Below are 14,970 nucleotides of genomic sequence, written 5' to 3' on the forward strand. Positions count from 1 at the left end.
CCCGACTACTCACAGACAGGGAGAACGCCATGCCAGCCACGCACATCAATATCGGCGAACCCTGGATGTGGGGCGCCTTCATCGTCTTCGTGCTGGCAATGCTTGCCCTGGACCTGTTTGTCTTCGGTGGGCGCAAGGCCCATCGGGTGTCGGTTCGCGAAGCCGCGTCCTGGGTGGTTGCCTGGTGCTTGTTGGCATTGGCGTTCGCCGCCCTGCTCTGGTGGTATCTGCACGGTGAGTTCGGTGCCGACATTGCCCGCGACAAGACCCTCGAGTTCCTCACCGGTTATCTGATCGAGCAATCGCTGTCGATCGACAACATGTTCGTATTCGTGATGATCTTCAGCTACTTCGCCGTACCGCCGGAACTGCAGCGCCGCGTTCTGCTCTACGGCGTGCTCGGGGCAATCGTGATGCGTGCGGCGATGATTTTCGCCGGCGTCTGGCTGGTCTCGCAGTTCACCTGGATCCTGTATGTGTTCGGCGTGTTCCTGATCATCACCGGGATCAAGATGCTGGTGTTCGCCGACAAGCAACCGGACCTGGACAACAACCCGCTGCTGCGCTGGATACGCGGTCATATGCGCATCACTCAGAGTTTTCACGGCGAGCGCTTTTTCGTGGTGCGCAACGGTGTGCGCTGGGCCACGCCGATGTTCCTCGTGCTGGTGCTGATCGAGGCCAGCGACCTGATGTTCGCGGTCGACAGCATCCCGGCGATCTTCGCCGTCACCACCGATCCTTTCATCATTTTCACGTCGAACATCTTCGCGATCATGGGCCTGCGCGCGCTGTACTTCCTGCTCGCCGACATGGCCGACCGCTTTCATCTGCTCAAGTATGGGCTGGCGCTGGTGCTGGTGTTCATTGGCGGCAAGATGACGATCATGCCGTGGTTCCACATGCCCGTGGAATGGTCGCTGGCAGTGGTGGGCGTGGTGATTCTGGGGTCGGTGGTATTGAGCCTCATCCTCACCCGCAAGGACAGCCAGACCCAGAACCTGTAGGTGCTGGCTGTGCCCCGCTGGCGAGTTGAATGACAGCGGTCAGTCGGTGTAACCCAGACGCGCCGCAGTTCTTTGCTGCTGTGCGTTGCCGCGTGTCGCCAGGCAGTAATACAGCGGGCAGGTCACGATCAGGCCGACCAGCCAGGACAAGTCCGCACCGTCCACCAGATTGGCGTAGGGGCCGACGTACAGTGAGGTGTTGGCGAACGGCAACTGGACGATGATGCCGATGAAGTAGGCGATGATCGCGTGCAGGTTGAAGCGCCCGTAGATGCCGCCGTCGGCACTAAAGATCGAGGCGATGTCGTAGCTGCCGCGTTTGATCACGTAGAAGTCGATCAGGTTGATCGAAGCCCACGGCACCAGCACCAGTAACAGCGCGAGAATCAGGCCGATGAACTCGGAGATGAAGTCTGCCGATGCCCCCAGCGCCACCAGGCAGCAACCTGCCAGGATTACGCTCGATAGCACCACGCGCACTTTGATGCTCGGGGTCCATTGGCTGGCGAAGGTCTGGATCGAAGTGATGATCGACAGCACCGCACCATACAGATTCAGCGCGTTGTGGCTAATGATGTTGAGCAGGAACAACACCATCAGGATCGGCCCCAGCCAGCCGGTGGACTGCTTGACCGCCGCCATCGCCTCGGTGCCTTCGGGCGTTGCCAACACGGCCACGGCGCCAAAGGTGAACGACAGGATGGTGCCCAGCGTCGCCCCGAGATAAGTGGCTAAAAACGGTTTGCTGATGCCGATGTCCGCCGGCAGGTAACGCGAATAGTCGGACACGTACGGCGAGAAGCTGATCTGCCAGATGATCCCCAACGACACCGTCGCCAACCATCCGGACAAGTTGAAATCACCACGGGTGAAGAAGTCCGCCGGCAGGTCATGGGCAAAGATGTAGATAAAGCCGGCGAGCAACGCGCTGCCCATCACCCAGGTGCCGATGCGGTTGAGCGTATGGATGAAGTTGTAGCCGATCACGCCAATGGCCGTGGCGCTCAGTGCGCCGATCAGGATGCTTACCGGCACCGGGACCGACGGCGCAATGCCGACGATCGACTTGCCGGCCAGCACGATGTTGGAGATGAAGAAACCGACGTAGATGATCGCCGCGAAGAACACGATCAGCAGCGCGCCGTAACGGCCGAATTGGCCACGGCTCTGCACCATCTGCGGGATGCCCATGCGCGGGCCCTGCGCCGAGGCGAGTGCAATCACCAGGCCGCCGATCATATGCCCGAGGGCAATCGCCAGCAGGCCCCAGAACAGGTCGAGATGGAACACTTGTACAACCATGGCACCGGTGACGATGGGCAGTGGCGCAATGTTGGTACTGAACCATAAGGTGAACAGGTCGCGGGCCTTCCCGTGGCGTTCCGCGAGTGGGACGTAATCGACCGTGTGATTCTCGATCAGGGGGTCTTGCCGGGACATCTGGGACATGTGCATGAACTCGAGTTTGTCTGATCTTATAGTTGTACGAAGCCAAACCGGGGGTGCTCCATGGCCCCCCTCAGATGCGAGTCATATTATGGTATTCCAAACTTTTGACAAGACTGATCCGGCCTTTAAAAAGCGGTCTGATCCGCTTTCCTGACGAATGACCTGCACGTCAAATCTTGAAAAAACCCCGTAATCATTAGACGAAACAGCAAAAACATACGTTTATCGGCATGACTGAAAAAGCACTTGCAAACGATGTATTACGGTATACCATCATACCTATAAATTCATAAAAACCCGTTTCACCGCCAGAGGACCGTCCCATGATCGATGCCGCCATCTACAAACAAGTGATGGGTTCGTTTCCGTCCGGGGTTACCGTGATCACCACGCTCGATGACGATGGGCAAATCGTCGGTCTGACCGCCAGCGCGTTCAGCTCGCTGTCAATGGATCCGGCCCTGGTGCTGTTCTGCCCCAACTACAGCTCCGACTCCTATCCTGTCCTGATCAAGAACAAACGCTTCGCCATCCACGTCCTGTCTGGCGGCCAGCAAAGCGAAGCCTATGCCTTCGCGCGTAAAGGCAAGGACAAGGCGCAAGGCGTCGAATGGACGTTGAGCGAACTGGGCAACCCGATCCTGGCCAATGCCACGGCGGTCATCGAATGCGAGTTGTGGCGCGAATATGAAGGGGGCGACCACGCCATCATGGTTGGCGCGGTGAAAAACCTGATCGTGCCGCAGCACAACAACGGCCCTCTGGTGTATTGCCACGGCAAGATGGGGGCGTTGCCCGTTCTCGCTTGACTCCCCCATTCCCTGTAGGAGCGAGCACGCTCGCGATGGTCGTCAACGATAACGCTGGCTGTCTGGATGCCCGCGGTGCCTGTTCCACCATCGCGAGCATGCTCGCTCCTACAGGAAAACAAGGTTAAGCATCTAAACAATTTGCAGTCACTTGGTATTATGGTATACCAATAACCAACAGCCCCGCAGTCGACGGGTCGACCACAAGAGATTCGAGGTAGCGTCATGAAATTTTCCCTGTTCGTACACATGGAACGTTGGGACGAAAGCGTCAGCCACCGCCAGCTGTTCGAGGACCTGACCGAACTGACCCTGATGGCCGAAGCCGGCGGTTTCAGCACCGTGTGGATTGGCGAACACCACGCCATGGAATACACCATCTCGCCAAGCCCGATGCCGCTGCTGGCTTACCTGGCCGCCAAAACCACCACCATTCACCTCGGCGCCGGGACCATCATCGCGCCGTTCTGGCACCCTCTGCGAGTGGCCGGGGAATGCGCCCTGCTCGACGTGATCAGCAATGGCCGCATGGAAGTCGGCCTGGCGCGCGGCGCCTACCAGGTAGAATTCGACCGCATGGCCGGTGGCATGCCCGCCTCAAGCGGTGGCCAGGCCCTGCGCGAAATGGTTCCGGTGGTCCGTGCGCTGTGGCAAGGCGACTACGCCCACGACGGCGACATCTGGAAGTTTCCGACCTCCACCAGCGTGCCCAAGCCCATCCAGCAGCCTAACCCGCCGATGTGGATCGCCGCCCGTGACCCGGACTCGCACAACTTCGCCGTGGCCAATGGTTGCAACGTCATGGTCACCCCGCTGATGAAGGGCGACGAAGAAGTCCTCGACCTGAAGAACAAGTTCCAGACCGCGCTCGACAACAACCCGGGCGTGCCACGTCCGCAACTGATGGTGCTGCGTCACACCCACGTGCACACCGCTGACAACCCGGAAGGCTGGAAAGTCGGCGCCAGGGCAATTTCGAAGTTCTATCGGACATTCGATGCCTGGTTCGGCAACAAGCAAACGCCGGTCAACGGTTTCCTGGAACCAAGCCCGGAAGAAAAATTTGCCGGTCGTCCCGAGTTCGAACTGGACAGCCTGCACAAGACCGCCATGATCGGCACCCCGGAAGAGATCATTCCGCGCATCAAGTATTACCAGGAACTGGGGGTCGACGAGTTCAGCTTCTGGTGCGATAACAGCTTGTCCCACGCGGAGAAGAAAAAATCCCTGGAGCTGTTCATCAAACACGTGGTTCCGGCGTTTCGCTGAGTCCACCAACGTCCCCGGATGCCCATTACGGGGACTGACGCAAATGCAGGGTCGATTGTGATGCTAGAAGATCGTCTCCCATCCATTACCCTGCCCTGCGGCGCCGAGCAGGCTTATCTGCGCGGCGAATGGACCGCTTCGCATCTGCACTTCAAACGTCTGCGCGCCTGTGTCTGCGCCAAGCAGAACGGATTCTGGCAAATAGTCAACTGAGCTCCCGAACAGCAATCCACGCCCCTCACGTCACGCTCCAGGGCGCATGTGTGGTGCATTGTGCTTCGACTCGAGCTCAGGTTTACCCAATGAATAATAACAATGCGCTGTTGATCATCGACATGCAGCAGGAGGACAGCTTCGTCCTCGAAAACTTCGACGCTGTAATCACCAATACCTCGACACTGCTCGACGCGGCTCGTCGTCAGCAGATACCTGTCATCTATACCCGCCACATCAATTCGGCCGAAGGCAGCGATTTGCCACGCGGCGAACCCCGCGCGGCCGACGGTGGCCCCAGCAGCTATCGCGCCGGCACCCGTCAGGTGGAAATTCTCCCGCAGTTGGCACCGCATTCCGGTGAATGTGTGCTGGACAAAGGTCGTTATAGCGCCTTCCACCGCACCGACCTGGACGCCCGGTTAAAGGCGTCGGGTATCGAGACGCTGATCATCTGCGGCGTACTGACCGACGTTTGTGTGCTTGCCAGCGTGTTCGATGCCTTCGCGCTGGGCTACCGGGTTCGCCTGGTCAGCGACGCCTGCACCACGACCACCCTGGCGGGACATCATGCGGCCCTGTTGATCATGGCCAACTGGATTTATGCGCTGGAAATCCTCACCAGCGAGCAATGCCGGCGGGCCATGGAAGGTCGCGATCATGTCAGCCTGATCCCGGAGCATCCGGATGGTTTTGCCCACCAACCGCACGAATTCGAAGCCACCATCGCCCGTTTGCATTCCCACCTCACCCGGACCCAGGAGTGATCGCCATGCACGTCGAAAAAAGAAGCATCGACTTCATTCCCGAGACCGAACGTCATGGCCAGCCAGGCTCGCTGTTCTTCATCTGGTTCGGCGCCAACATGAACATCACCACCATCGCGTCTGGCGTGTTGCCGGTCGTGATGGGGCTCAACCTGTTCTGGAGTGCGCTGGCCATTGTCATCGGCTCTCTGCTGGGAGCAGTGTTCATGGCCTCGCATTCTGCGCAGGGTCCAAAACTCGGCATTCCACAAATGATCCAGAGCCGCGCGCAGTTCGGCGTGCTGGGGGCCGTCCTGCCCCTGCTGTTCGTGATGCTGATCTATCTCGGTTTCTTCGTCAGCAACACCTTGCTGGCCGCCCAGGCGCTGGAAACCGTCAGCCCACTGTCCGCCACGGCGAATACCTACCTGATCGGTGCGCTGTGCTTTGTGGTGGCATTGTATGGCTATCGATTGATCCATCGATTGCAGAAGTGGCTGTCGCTGTTGTCGCTGGTGGTGTTCATTGGTGCAACGCTGCTGGCCATGCAGTTACCCATCGCGGCCGAACAATGGTTGCCCGTCGGCTTCTCCCTGTCCAAATTCCTGGTGGCGGTGAGCATTGCGGTGACCTGGCAATTGTCCTATGCACCTTATGTCGCTGACTACTCACGCTACCTGCCCAGTGCCACCTCTACCGCCAAGGTATTCTGGTTCAGCTACGCCGGCACGGTCATTGGGGGTGCCTGGATGATGATACTGGGGGCCATCCTCAGTGTCGGCATCGCGGATTTTTCCAGTAATGTCGGCGGGCACGTGGCGGGGCTGTTTGGAGGCGGGGCGTTGCTGCTGTTCCTGTTCATTGTGTACGGCCAGGTTTCGATCAACGTCTTCAACCTGTATGGGGCATTCATGTCGACCATTACCGTGATCGAGCCATTCGCGCGCTTGAAGGTGACGCCTCGGGTTCGCGGCCTGTTCATGCTACTGATCACCTTGCTGGCCACGGCGCTGTGCACCATCGGTCAGGATGACTTTGTCAGCTTCTTTCTCAACTTCATCTTCTTTATGAGCTACTTTTTGATTCCCTGGACGGCGATCAACCTGGTGGACTACTACTGCCTGCGCAAAGGCCAGTACCGAATCGAGGACATCTTTAATCCGGACGGGGTCTATGGTCGGTTCAATGGTGTCGCCTGCGGCAGCTTCCTGCTGGCGATCGCGCTGGAAGTCCCCTTCATGAACACCACGTTGTACGTGGGGCCGGTGGCTCGTGCACTGGATGGTGTGGACCTGGCGTGGCTCGTAGGCTTGCTGGTACCGGCGCTCACTTATTACTGGCTGATGAAGATGGCGCTGCGCATCCCTGGCGCCAATACGGTATCGCGCTAAAACGGCCGACGACCACATTCCCATGGGACGCGGTTGACCGCTGTGCTGCGGGCTCGCGACTGCGCAAGGACACCGCGCACAAAAAAGCCCACTGACCGTCGCCGGTTCAGTGGGCTTTTTTGCAACAGACCTGTGGTTACAGAACCATGTCGTTTGCAGCACCAGGCTTTGGTGCTGGCGGGTCGTGGTTCAACTGAGTGCCGTAGCTTGGCACGATCTTATGCAGCTTTTGCGACCCATTCCGCGCTACGCAGGCAACAAATCCAGCGTGCGCTCCACCTCGCCAATGTCGATGGTGAACCCATCCCCTTCCGGGCGCCCCACCACAAAGCCGAAGTTCTGCCGGTCACGATCCGTCAGGTATTTGTAGTAACTGACGAAGCGATTCGGGGGCTGCAAGGTCAGCACCGACCCACCCGGCTTCAGTACATTGACGCCATGCACCAACTGGCTGCCTTCGACACCCATCACGGTTTGCGCACCCGCGCAGGTGGCAACAATAGTCGGGACATCGTTTTTAAGTGGATCGAGAATGCGAAAGCCGCGAGTCTTGTGCAGGTGATCCGCCAGTTCCAGTTCGTTACGCAACAGCCGCAGATCGCCCGCGCCGCCGCGCAGGATGAACACGCCGGGGTGCGCAGCAGCGTTGACGCGCGACAGCAATTTTTCGCCCATGGCCCGATAGCGCAGGCTCCGGCTGCTGTTCTGGCTTTGATCGTCGAACAGCACCAGTTCGCGGAAAAACGCCGTGTGCAGGCGCGTCGGCCGCATGTCGAACCAGTCCTCGTACGCCGGCGCCTGAGTGAACAGCGGGAACCGCGCAGACGGCGCGGTGGTGACCGGCATGCCCTCTTCCTCGGCCAACGCGTAGGTCGGGCAATCTTCCATCAGCCAAGTGCCAAACCAGCTATTGCCGTTTTGCGTGCAATAGACGGCGGCACGCTGAATTTCACGCTCGACCACGATGTGCGGAAACCGCGACGGTTTGTTCGACAGCCACAGACTGGCCTTGCCCTTGTAAAGCACGCCGTCGATCAGCCAAACATCCTTGAGCAGGTAACCACGGGTCGGCCCCTGAACGACATCACCCAGCCCTTGCATGGTGCGCGACGGATGCTCGTAGGGATAAAAGCGCTTGGCCTCCCAGCCCGTCACGCGCTCCATTTGGCCGGGCAGGAAGAACGCCGGCGGCGAACAGGTCACCTCGCTGGGGGCGATATCCCAACTTTTCACTGCAAGGTTTTTCAGGTTGATTTCAGCTGTGTGCGCCAAGCGTTTTCTGGCGATATATCGGTAAGCGGCCAGGGTCCACTTTTTCCGGCGGCTGGCGCTCAAGGTGCTCGAATGCGTCATATCTCCTTTCATGAAAGTCCTCCTAGCAGGACATCGAAGCATTGCGCTGATTTAGCCTGGACATGGTTCAACTCGAGGCCACCTTCTGTAAAACCGGAGTGACTTGCGCATTGGCATAGCGGTTGCGCAAGGTCTCCAGGAACTGCTCGCCCTTGTTCTTCTCGCAGTGCAGGTAGATCTTGTCGAGCCCGCCGAAAACCATCTCATGGTAACGACGCGCCGCCTCCTCATCGCTAGGGCCATCCGGCAACCCAAGATGCAGGGTCAGCTGTTTGCCTTCGAACGCAAACAATGGCGTATCCCAAAGGAAGCGCGCGGTGCCGGTCTTGGGCAGGCGAACAAACAGGAATGAATCGTTGCCCAGGGAGTCAACGTCACCGCCACGGCGTCTTTTCCACTTCAACAAGCCATCATCCGGTCGCGCCACGCACAGCCCGATGTCGTAGTAGTCGAAGCCGTTCTCGATGGCCCATTCGAGTGCCATGTAGGTGGTGATCGAATTCACCTCCCGCAGCTTCTTGGCGTCGCAGAACACGGCCTGCGTATAACCGAAACGCAGCGTGCTCCAATAGCGCTTGCCACCCCGAGTGATGACGCAGCCCAGGTGACAAGCCACAACTTCGCCGTTGAGGGTGATCAGGTCGAGCCTGCCGACGGACCTGGCGATCCTGAACACCTCTTGCGTGGCAAATTGCGCCGCATGCGTGCCTTGTCGAGCCGCAGCATAAGGGCGCAAAAGCTCGCGGTCGGCCATTTCGATGTCTTCGTCCGACAACGCCTGACGCATCTGGTACAACGGCCGGTTCTTGCGGATGCTGCGCCGCAATTCGCTGTCGTAGCGGGCGGTGATGTCTTCCAGGGAGCGCCCCAGGGGCACGACGGCACTCAAATAAACAGGCACGTTCAAGGCGCCCGTGGTCGGTACTTCGCTGATGACCACCACATGATTCGAGCCCGCGGGTCGGACTTCCTCCTGCTGCACCTCGCTGTCGATCAGGGACTTGCCACCGATCAGCAACTTGGCCATGTCCCGCCGGTTTTTGCGGCCCACGTAGAGAACCTCGTAAGGACTTTCATGCTGCAGCCGAAACCGGGCAATTTCCCAGCGCCATAAACAGGCACGCTCCAGCAGACCGCGCAACCGGTTGGCGGCGCTTCGCAGCTCATAGCGCATTGAAGGCGAGACGAATTTTCGAACCAGTGCTGTCAGCTTCTCTTTCATTTATCGGTCATCCCTTGAGAGTCATTTTGCCCAGGTCAGAGAAACATCCGGCAGCACTTGGCCGTCCTAAAACCTTGATTTAAAAGACATCGTCGATGAAATTATTTTTTTACATTAGGTAACAGTTAAGAAAGAAAGGCTTTCGTTTGCAAGAGTGGACGGGTGGGTGGCGCAGATGGGATCGAGGGGGGATAAAAGCGGGTGACTCTTCAAAAACGCAGCGAAAAACTTCTTCAACATACTGACTGAAAAGGACTTTTATTGAAAATCGCAACGCGATGGCGCGATCGAGGGCAACGTGAACAGTTGCCGGGATATACGCTTAAACCTTGATATGGAAGGCATTTTGATTTGTGTATTTTTTTACATCTTGAAACATATTAGCCATGAATAAAATCCAGGGCACTTGACTGTCGATTTTTTGACACCAACAACCCGAACCCTCCCCACCCCTTCTGTAGGAGCGAGCTTGTCTCCTACAGAGGGGCTAAAAAAACCCACTGACCGTTGCCGGTTCAGTGGGCTTTTCCAGCAGGCCTGTGGTTACAGAGCCATGTCGCGTGCAGCTTCAGCCTTTGGCGCTTCAGTTGGCGCAGCGGCCGGTGCCGGCGCGGCGGCCTGACCGATCACCGGAGGCGTCGGCAGTTGCAGGACCTTGGCGGTGTAGGCCCACTCCTCGGCCACTTTGGCCGGGTCGTTGTTCAGCTGAGTGCCGTAGCTTGGCACGATCTTGTGCAGCTTTTCCTGCCACTCAGGGGTCGCGACCTTGTCTTTGAACACTTTCTGGATGACCGACAGCATGATCGGTGCAGCGGTCGAAGCACCTGGCGAGGCGCCGAGCAGACCGGCAATCGAACCGTCAGCCGAAGCAACGATCTCGGTACCCAGTTTCAGGACGCCACCGGCGGCTTCATCACGCTTGATGATCTGCACGCGCTGGCCGGCTTGCCACAGACGCCAGTCTTCAGCCTTGGCGTTCGGGAAGTATTCCTTCAGGGCATTGAGGCGGTCTTCATCCGACAGCATCAGTTGGCCGGCGAGGTATTCCACCAGCGGGTATTCCTTGATACCGACCTTGGTCATTGGCCACACGTTGTGGGTAGTAGTGGTCGTCAGCAGATCGAGGTAAGAACCCTCTTTCAGGAACTTGGTGCTGAAAGTGGCGAATGGGCCAAAGAGGATGACGCGCTTGCCGTCCAGTACACGGGTGTCCAGGTGCGGAACCGACATCGGCGGTGCACCCACCGAAGCCTTGCCGTAGGCCTTGGCCAGGTGTTGCTCGGCGATGGCCGGGTTATCGGTCACCAGGAACGAGCCGCCTACCGGGAAGCCCGCGTATTCCTTGGCTTCGTCGATGCCGGACTTCTGCAGCAGGTGCAGAGCACCGCCGCCCGCGCCGATGAACACGAACTTGGCGTCGGTGGCGAACTTGCTGCCGTCTTTCAGGTTCTTGGAGCTGACGCGCCAGGTGCCGTCTTCGTTACGGGTGATGTCCTGCACTTCGCTGGACAGCTTCAAATCGAATTTCGGCAGGGTTTGCAGGTGAGCGACGAACTGGCGCGTGATTTCGCCAAAGTTCATGTCGGTACCCAGCGGGCTCCAGGTGGCCGCGATCTTCTGGTTCGGATCACGCCCTTCCATCATCAGCGGAACCCACTTCTTGATCACAGCCGGATCTTCGGAGTACTGCATGCCGGCGAACAGCGGGCTCGCTTGCAGCGCTTCGTAGCGCTTCTTCAGGAATTTGATGTTGTCATCACCCCACACGAAGCTCATGTGCGGCGTGGTGTTGATGAACGAACGCGGGTTTTTCAGCACGCCTTGCTGAACCTGCCAGGCCCAGAACTGACGGGAGACCTGGAACGCTTCGTTGATTTCAACCGCCTTGGGAATCGACACGTTACCTTTGTCGTCTTCCGGGGTGTAGTTCAGTTCGGCCAAGGCAGAGTGACCGGTACCGGCGTTGTTCCAGCCGTTGGAGCTCTCGAGGGCCACACCGTCCAGGCGCTCGATCATTTCCATCGAGGTTCCCGGCTCCAGCTCGTTGAGCCAGACGCCAAGGGTGGCGCTCATGATGCCGCCGCCAATGAGCAGCACATCGACTTTCTTGGCTTCTTCAGCCTGGGCAGTCGTCATCCCCAACGACAGAGCCAGACCCAGCAGGGCCGTGTTCACTTTCTTAAACATCTGTAGCACCTATGATAAACCGTCATCCGCCCTTCCCACTTACCCACGAGCCCCTGATCACGACAGACAAGCCAACTGTCCCCGGTACTCGCACATAAGAAACGAAGGGTGGGCACACAAGGCCGATTGAATGCATCGACCCCAGTTATATGTCCCTACTGAACTGACTTTTTATCTTTCTTGGCTTCAGCTACTTGAGCGACAGTGATTCTGTTCCCCTGTCGCCAGGGACAGGAAAACGGAATGGATCAAACCCAATGGCGCGAAGAATATCACGACCGCGTAAACCCGCGCGTCTGTTCCTGACCTGGTAGTCCGGACCCACGCCCGCTGGCCACTATACTCATGCTGATTTCCAGACGCCTGGATGAGGAACAGTCATGAGCAACAAAGACGATTTGCGCAAGTACTCCTCTCAAGTGGTCGATGGCGTGGAGCGTGCGCCGGGCCGTTCGATGCTGCGGGCCGTGGGTTTCACGGACGAGGACTTCAAGAAGCCGCAAATCGGCATCGCCTCCACCTGGGCCATGGTCACGCCGTGCAACATGCACATCGACAAACTGGCAATCGAAGCGGAAAAAGGCGCGAACGCCGCCGGGGCAAAAGGCGTCATTTTCAACACCATCACCATTTCCGATGGCATCGCCAACGGCACCGAAGGCATGAAGTACTCGCTGGTGTCGCGCGAAGTAATCGCCGACTCCATCGAAACCGTCGCCGGTTGCGAGGGCTTCGACGGGCTGGTAACAGTGGGCGGTTGCGACAAGAACATGCCGGGCTGCCTGATCGGCATGGCCCGGCTGAACCGCCCGTCCATCTTCGTCTATGGCGGCACCATTCGCCCCGGCGCCGGGCACACCGACATCATTTCCGTGTTCGAAGCGGTGGGCCAGAACGCCCGCGGCGACATCAACGAAATCCAGGTCAAGCAGATCGAGGAAGTGGCGATCCCCGGGCCGGGCTCCTGTGGCGGCATGTACACCGCCAACACCATGGCCTCGGCCATCGAAGCGCTGGGCATGAGCCTGCCCGGTTCCAGCTCCCAGGACGCGGTCGGCGGCGACAAGGCCTCGGACAGCTTCCGCGCCGGGCAGCAGGTCATGGAACTGCTCAAGCTGGACCTCAAGCCACGGGATATCATGACCCGCAAGGCTTTCGAAAACGCCATTCGCGTGGTGATCGCCCTCGCCGGCTCGACCAATGCGGTGCTGCATCTGTTGGCCATGGCCCATGCGGTGGACGTCGATCTCAGCCTGGAGGACTTCATCGAGCTGGGCAAAATTTCCCCCGTAGTCGCCGACCTTCGCCCCAGCGGCCAGTACATGATGAGCGAGCTCGTGGCCATCGGCGGCATCCAACCGTTGATGAAACGCATGCTCGCCGCCGGCATGTTGCACGGGGATGCCATGACCGTCACCGGCAAGACCCTGGCGCAAAACCTGGAAAACGTGGCGGATTACCCGCCAGGCCAGGACGTGATCCTCCCGTTCGACCAGCCGGTAAAAAAGGATTCGCACCTGGTGGTGCTGCACGGCAACCTCTCGCCCACTGGCGCGGTCGCCAAGATTACCGGCAAGGAAGGCCTGCGTTTTGAAGGCACGGCGCGGGTCTATCACGGCGAAGAAGGCGCGCTGGCGGGCATTCTCAATGGCGAAGTGCAAGCGGGCGACGTGATCGTAATCCGCTACGAAGGCCCCAGGGGCGGGCCGGGCATGCGCGAAATGCTGTCACCGACCTCGGCGGTGATGGGCAAGGGCCTGGGCAAGGAAGTGGCGCTGATCACCGACGGGCGTTTTTCAGGCGGGTCCCATGGGTTTGTGGTCGGCCACATTACCCCGGAAGCCTTCGACGGCGGGCCGATTGCGCTGGTCGAGAATGGTGACCGGATTACCATTGACGCACAAACGCGGCAGATCAGCGTCGCGCTCTCCGATACGGTGTTGGCGGAGCGCAAGGCCCGCTGGATCAGGCCTGCGCCCAAGTACACGCGAGGGGTGCTGGCCAAGTATGCCAGGACGGTGTCCAGTGCTTCGGAGGGGGCGGTGACGGACAAGTATCTTTGACCAGGTGTTTGTATTGGCTGGGCGGGCCTCATCGCGAGCAAGCTCGCTCCTACAGTTTGTCCGCGCTGTCCCTGTAGGAGCGAGCACGCTCGCGATGGTGGCGCAGACAACGCGGGGCAGCAGGACGCCAGCGTTATCGTTGACGACCATCGCGAGCAAGCTCGCTCCTACAGTTTGTCCGCGTTGTCCCTGTAGGAGCGAGCACGCTCGCGATGGTGGCGCAGACAACGCGGGGCAGCAGGACGCCAGCGTTATCGTTGAAGACCATCGCGAGCAAGCTCGCTCCTACAGTTTGTTCGCGTTGTCCCTGTAGGAGCGAGCACGCTCGCGATGGTGGCGCAGACAACGCGGGGCAGCAGGACGCCAGCGTTATCGTTGACGACCATCGCGAGCAGGCTCGCTCCTACAGTTTGTTCGCGTTGCCCCTGTAGGAGCGAGCACGCTCGCGATGGTGGCGCAGACAACGCGGGGCAGCAGGACGCCAGCGTTATCGTTGACGACCATCGCGAGCAAGCTCGCTCCTACAGTTTGTCCGCGCTGTCCCTGTAGGAGCGAGCACGCTCGCGATGGTGGCGCAGACAACGCGGGGCAGCAGGACGCCAGCGTTATCGTTGACGACCATCGCGAGCAGGCTCGCTCCTACAGTTTGTTCGCGTTGCCCCTGTAGGAGCGAGCTTGCTCGCGATGGGGCCAGACCGGCCCAGTCAATTCTCCAGACAGTTCGCTTTTTCCTCGCCTCATGCTAGGTTGTACGACGACTGATGAATGCCTACCCAGATCCATCATTCGCTCCCTACAACAACAAGGAATGCCCCATGAAAAAAGTGAAAGTGCTGGTCGGTTTTCTCTGCCTGTTCAGTGGCTACGTCGCCGCCGCCCCGTCTGCCGGCGAGGCCGATGTGGCCAAGGCCGTCGACAAGTTGACCCAGGCCATGCTGAAAAAGAATATCCCCGAACTCAACGCGTTGACCGCCGAGAACCTGACCTACGGTCACTCCAGCGGGAAAATCCAGAACAAGCAGGAATACATAGCCGACATCGAAACCGGTCGCAGCGCGTTCAAGACCCTGGAGATGCAGAACCAGACCATCAACCTGTCGGGCGACGTTGCGCTGGTGCGCAACCATTTCTCGGCACAGGCGCTCAAAGGCACTGAAGTGATCCCGACCGAGATCGAGAACTTCCAGATCTGGCAGAAACAGAAAGGCCAGTGGCTGCTGGTGGGACGCCAGGCATTCAAGTTCTGATCATGGCGTGATGA

Annotated in this window: 12 protein-coding genes; 8 read left to right on the plus strand and 4 right to left on the minus strand. The window is 59.1% G+C overall.

Annotated features, from left to right (window positions below):
• Positions 1 to 29: 29 nt before the first annotated feature.
• Complete coding sequence (locus AB4N64_RS13645; protein ID WP_460126326.1) at positions 30 to 1,007, plus strand: TerC family protein; 978 nt, start codon at positions 30 to 32, stop codon at positions 1,005 to 1,007.
• Positions 1,008 to 1,046: 39 nt separating this feature from the next.
• Here the strand turns inward: AB4N64_RS13645 and AB4N64_RS13650 are convergent, their stop codons facing one another.
• Positions 1,047 to 2,456: a purine-cytosine permease family protein gene (locus AB4N64_RS13650; protein WP_460126327.1), complete on the minus strand. Its 1,410-nt coding sequence runs from the start codon at positions 2,454 to 2,456 to the stop codon at positions 1,047 to 1,049.
• Positions 2,457 to 2,779: 323 nt separating this feature from the next.
• Here AB4N64_RS13650 and AB4N64_RS13655 point away from each other — a divergent pair, with 323 nt between their 5' ends.
• From AB4N64_RS13655 to AB4N64_RS13675, 5 genes are all read left to right on the plus strand, one after another.
• The gene (locus AB4N64_RS13655; protein ID WP_460126328.1) at positions 2,780 to 3,265 is read left to right on the plus strand and encodes a flavin reductase family protein; all 486 of its coding nucleotides are present in this window, start codon (positions 2,780 to 2,782) and stop codon (positions 3,263 to 3,265) included.
• A 225-nt stretch (positions 3,266 to 3,490) separates the two neighbouring features.
• Positions 3,491 to 4,534: an LLM class flavin-dependent oxidoreductase gene (locus AB4N64_RS13660; protein ID WP_460126329.1), complete on the plus strand. Its 1,044-nt coding sequence runs from the start codon at positions 3,491 to 3,493 to the stop codon at positions 4,532 to 4,534.
• 60 nt (positions 4,535 to 4,594) lie between these two features.
• Positions 4,595 to 4,747, plus strand: coding sequence for a hypothetical protein (locus AB4N64_RS13665; protein WP_460126330.1), 153 nt, complete (start codon positions 4,595 to 4,597; stop codon positions 4,745 to 4,747).
• Positions 4,748 to 4,836: 89 nt separating this feature from the next.
• Positions 4,837 to 5,514: a cysteine hydrolase family protein gene (locus AB4N64_RS13670; protein ID WP_460126331.1), complete on the plus strand. Its 678-nt coding sequence runs from the start codon at positions 4,837 to 4,839 to the stop codon at positions 5,512 to 5,514.
• Between the two features lie 5 nt (positions 5,515 to 5,519).
• Positions 5,520 to 6,884, plus strand: a complete 1,365-nt coding sequence (locus AB4N64_RS13675; protein WP_460126332.1) for a purine-cytosine permease family protein — start codon at positions 5,520 to 5,522, stop codon at positions 6,882 to 6,884.
• A 246-nt stretch (positions 6,885 to 7,130) separates the two neighbouring features.
• On the opposite strand, the gene AB4N64_RS13680 is transcribed toward AB4N64_RS13675, so the two are convergent.
• From AB4N64_RS13680 to mqo, 3 genes are all read right to left on the minus strand, one after another.
• Positions 7,131 to 8,249: a glycosyltransferase 61 family protein gene (locus AB4N64_RS13680; RefSeq protein ID WP_460126333.1), complete on the minus strand. Its 1,119-nt coding sequence runs from the start codon at positions 8,247 to 8,249 to the stop codon at positions 7,131 to 7,133.
• Between the two features lie 55 nt (positions 8,250 to 8,304).
• Positions 8,305 to 9,459 carry a hypothetical protein gene (locus AB4N64_RS13685; RefSeq protein ID WP_460126334.1) on the minus strand — a complete coding sequence of 385 codons (1,155 nt, stop codon included), beginning with the start codon at positions 9,457 to 9,459 and terminating at the stop codon, positions 8,305 to 8,307.
• Between the two features lie 543 nt (positions 9,460 to 10,002).
• Positions 10,003 to 11,646, minus strand: a complete 1,644-nt coding sequence (gene mqo / locus AB4N64_RS13690) for a malate dehydrogenase (quinone) (protein ID WP_460126335.1) — start codon at positions 11,644 to 11,646, stop codon at positions 10,003 to 10,005.
• Between the two features lie 380 nt (positions 11,647 to 12,026).
• On the opposite strand from mqo, the gene ilvD reads away from it, so the two are divergent.
• Positions 12,027 to 13,709 carry a dihydroxy-acid dehydratase gene (ilvD, locus tag AB4N64_RS13695; RefSeq protein ID WP_460126336.1) on the plus strand — a complete coding sequence of 561 codons (1,683 nt, stop codon included), beginning with the start codon at positions 12,027 to 12,029 and terminating at the stop codon, positions 13,707 to 13,709.
• Positions 13,710 to 14,524: 815 nt separating this feature from the next.
• Entirely contained in the window at positions 14,525 to 14,956 is a 432-nt protein-coding gene (locus AB4N64_RS13700) for a nuclear transport factor 2 family protein (RefSeq protein WP_192303898.1), read from the plus strand.
• The last annotated feature ends 14 nt before the right edge of the window (positions 14,957 to 14,970 follow it).

This window comes from Pseudomonas sp. S2_C03 (assembly GCF_054668405.1).

Excerpts from the sequence above, each read along its gene's own strand:
- AB4N64_RS13645 (WP_460126326.1), top strand. The coding sequence starts at position 30 with ATGCCAGCCACGCACATCAATATCGGCGAACCCTGGATGTGGGGCGCC.
- AB4N64_RS13655 (WP_460126328.1), top strand. The coding sequence starts at position 2,780 with ATGATCGATGCCGCCATCTACAAACAAGTGATGGGTTCGTTTCCGTCC.
- AB4N64_RS13650 (WP_460126327.1), bottom strand. The coding sequence starts at position 2,456 with ATGTCCCAGATGTCCCGGCAAGACCCCCTGATCGAGAATCACACGGTC.
- AB4N64_RS13675 (WP_460126332.1), top strand. The coding sequence starts at position 5,520 with ATGCACGTCGAAAAAAGAAGCATCGACTTCATTCCCGAGACCGAACGT.
- AB4N64_RS13685 (WP_460126334.1), bottom strand. The coding sequence starts at position 9,459 with ATGAAAGAGAAGCTGACAGCACTGGTTCGAAAATTCGTCTCGCCTTCA.
- ilvD (WP_460126336.1), top strand. The coding sequence starts at position 12,027 with ATGAGCAACAAAGACGATTTGCGCAAGTACTCCTCTCAAGTGGTCGAT.
- mqo (WP_460126335.1), bottom strand. The coding sequence starts at position 11,646 with ATGTTTAAGAAAGTGAACACGGCCCTGCTGGGTCTGGCTCTGTCGTTG.
- AB4N64_RS13660 (WP_460126329.1), top strand. The coding sequence starts at position 3,491 with ATGAAATTTTCCCTGTTCGTACACATGGAACGTTGGGACGAAAGCGTC.
- AB4N64_RS13670 (WP_460126331.1), top strand. The coding sequence starts at position 4,837 with ATGAATAATAACAATGCGCTGTTGATCATCGACATGCAGCAGGAGGAC.
- AB4N64_RS13700 (WP_192303898.1), top strand. The coding sequence starts at position 14,525 with ATGAAAAAAGTGAAAGTGCTGGTCGGTTTTCTCTGCCTGTTCAGTGGC.
- AB4N64_RS13665 (WP_460126330.1), top strand. The coding sequence starts at position 4,595 with ATGCTAGAAGATCGTCTCCCATCCATTACCCTGCCCTGCGGCGCCGAG.
- AB4N64_RS13680 (WP_460126333.1), bottom strand. The coding sequence starts at position 8,249 with ATGAAAGGAGATATGACGCATTCGAGCACCTTGAGCGCCAGCCGCCGG.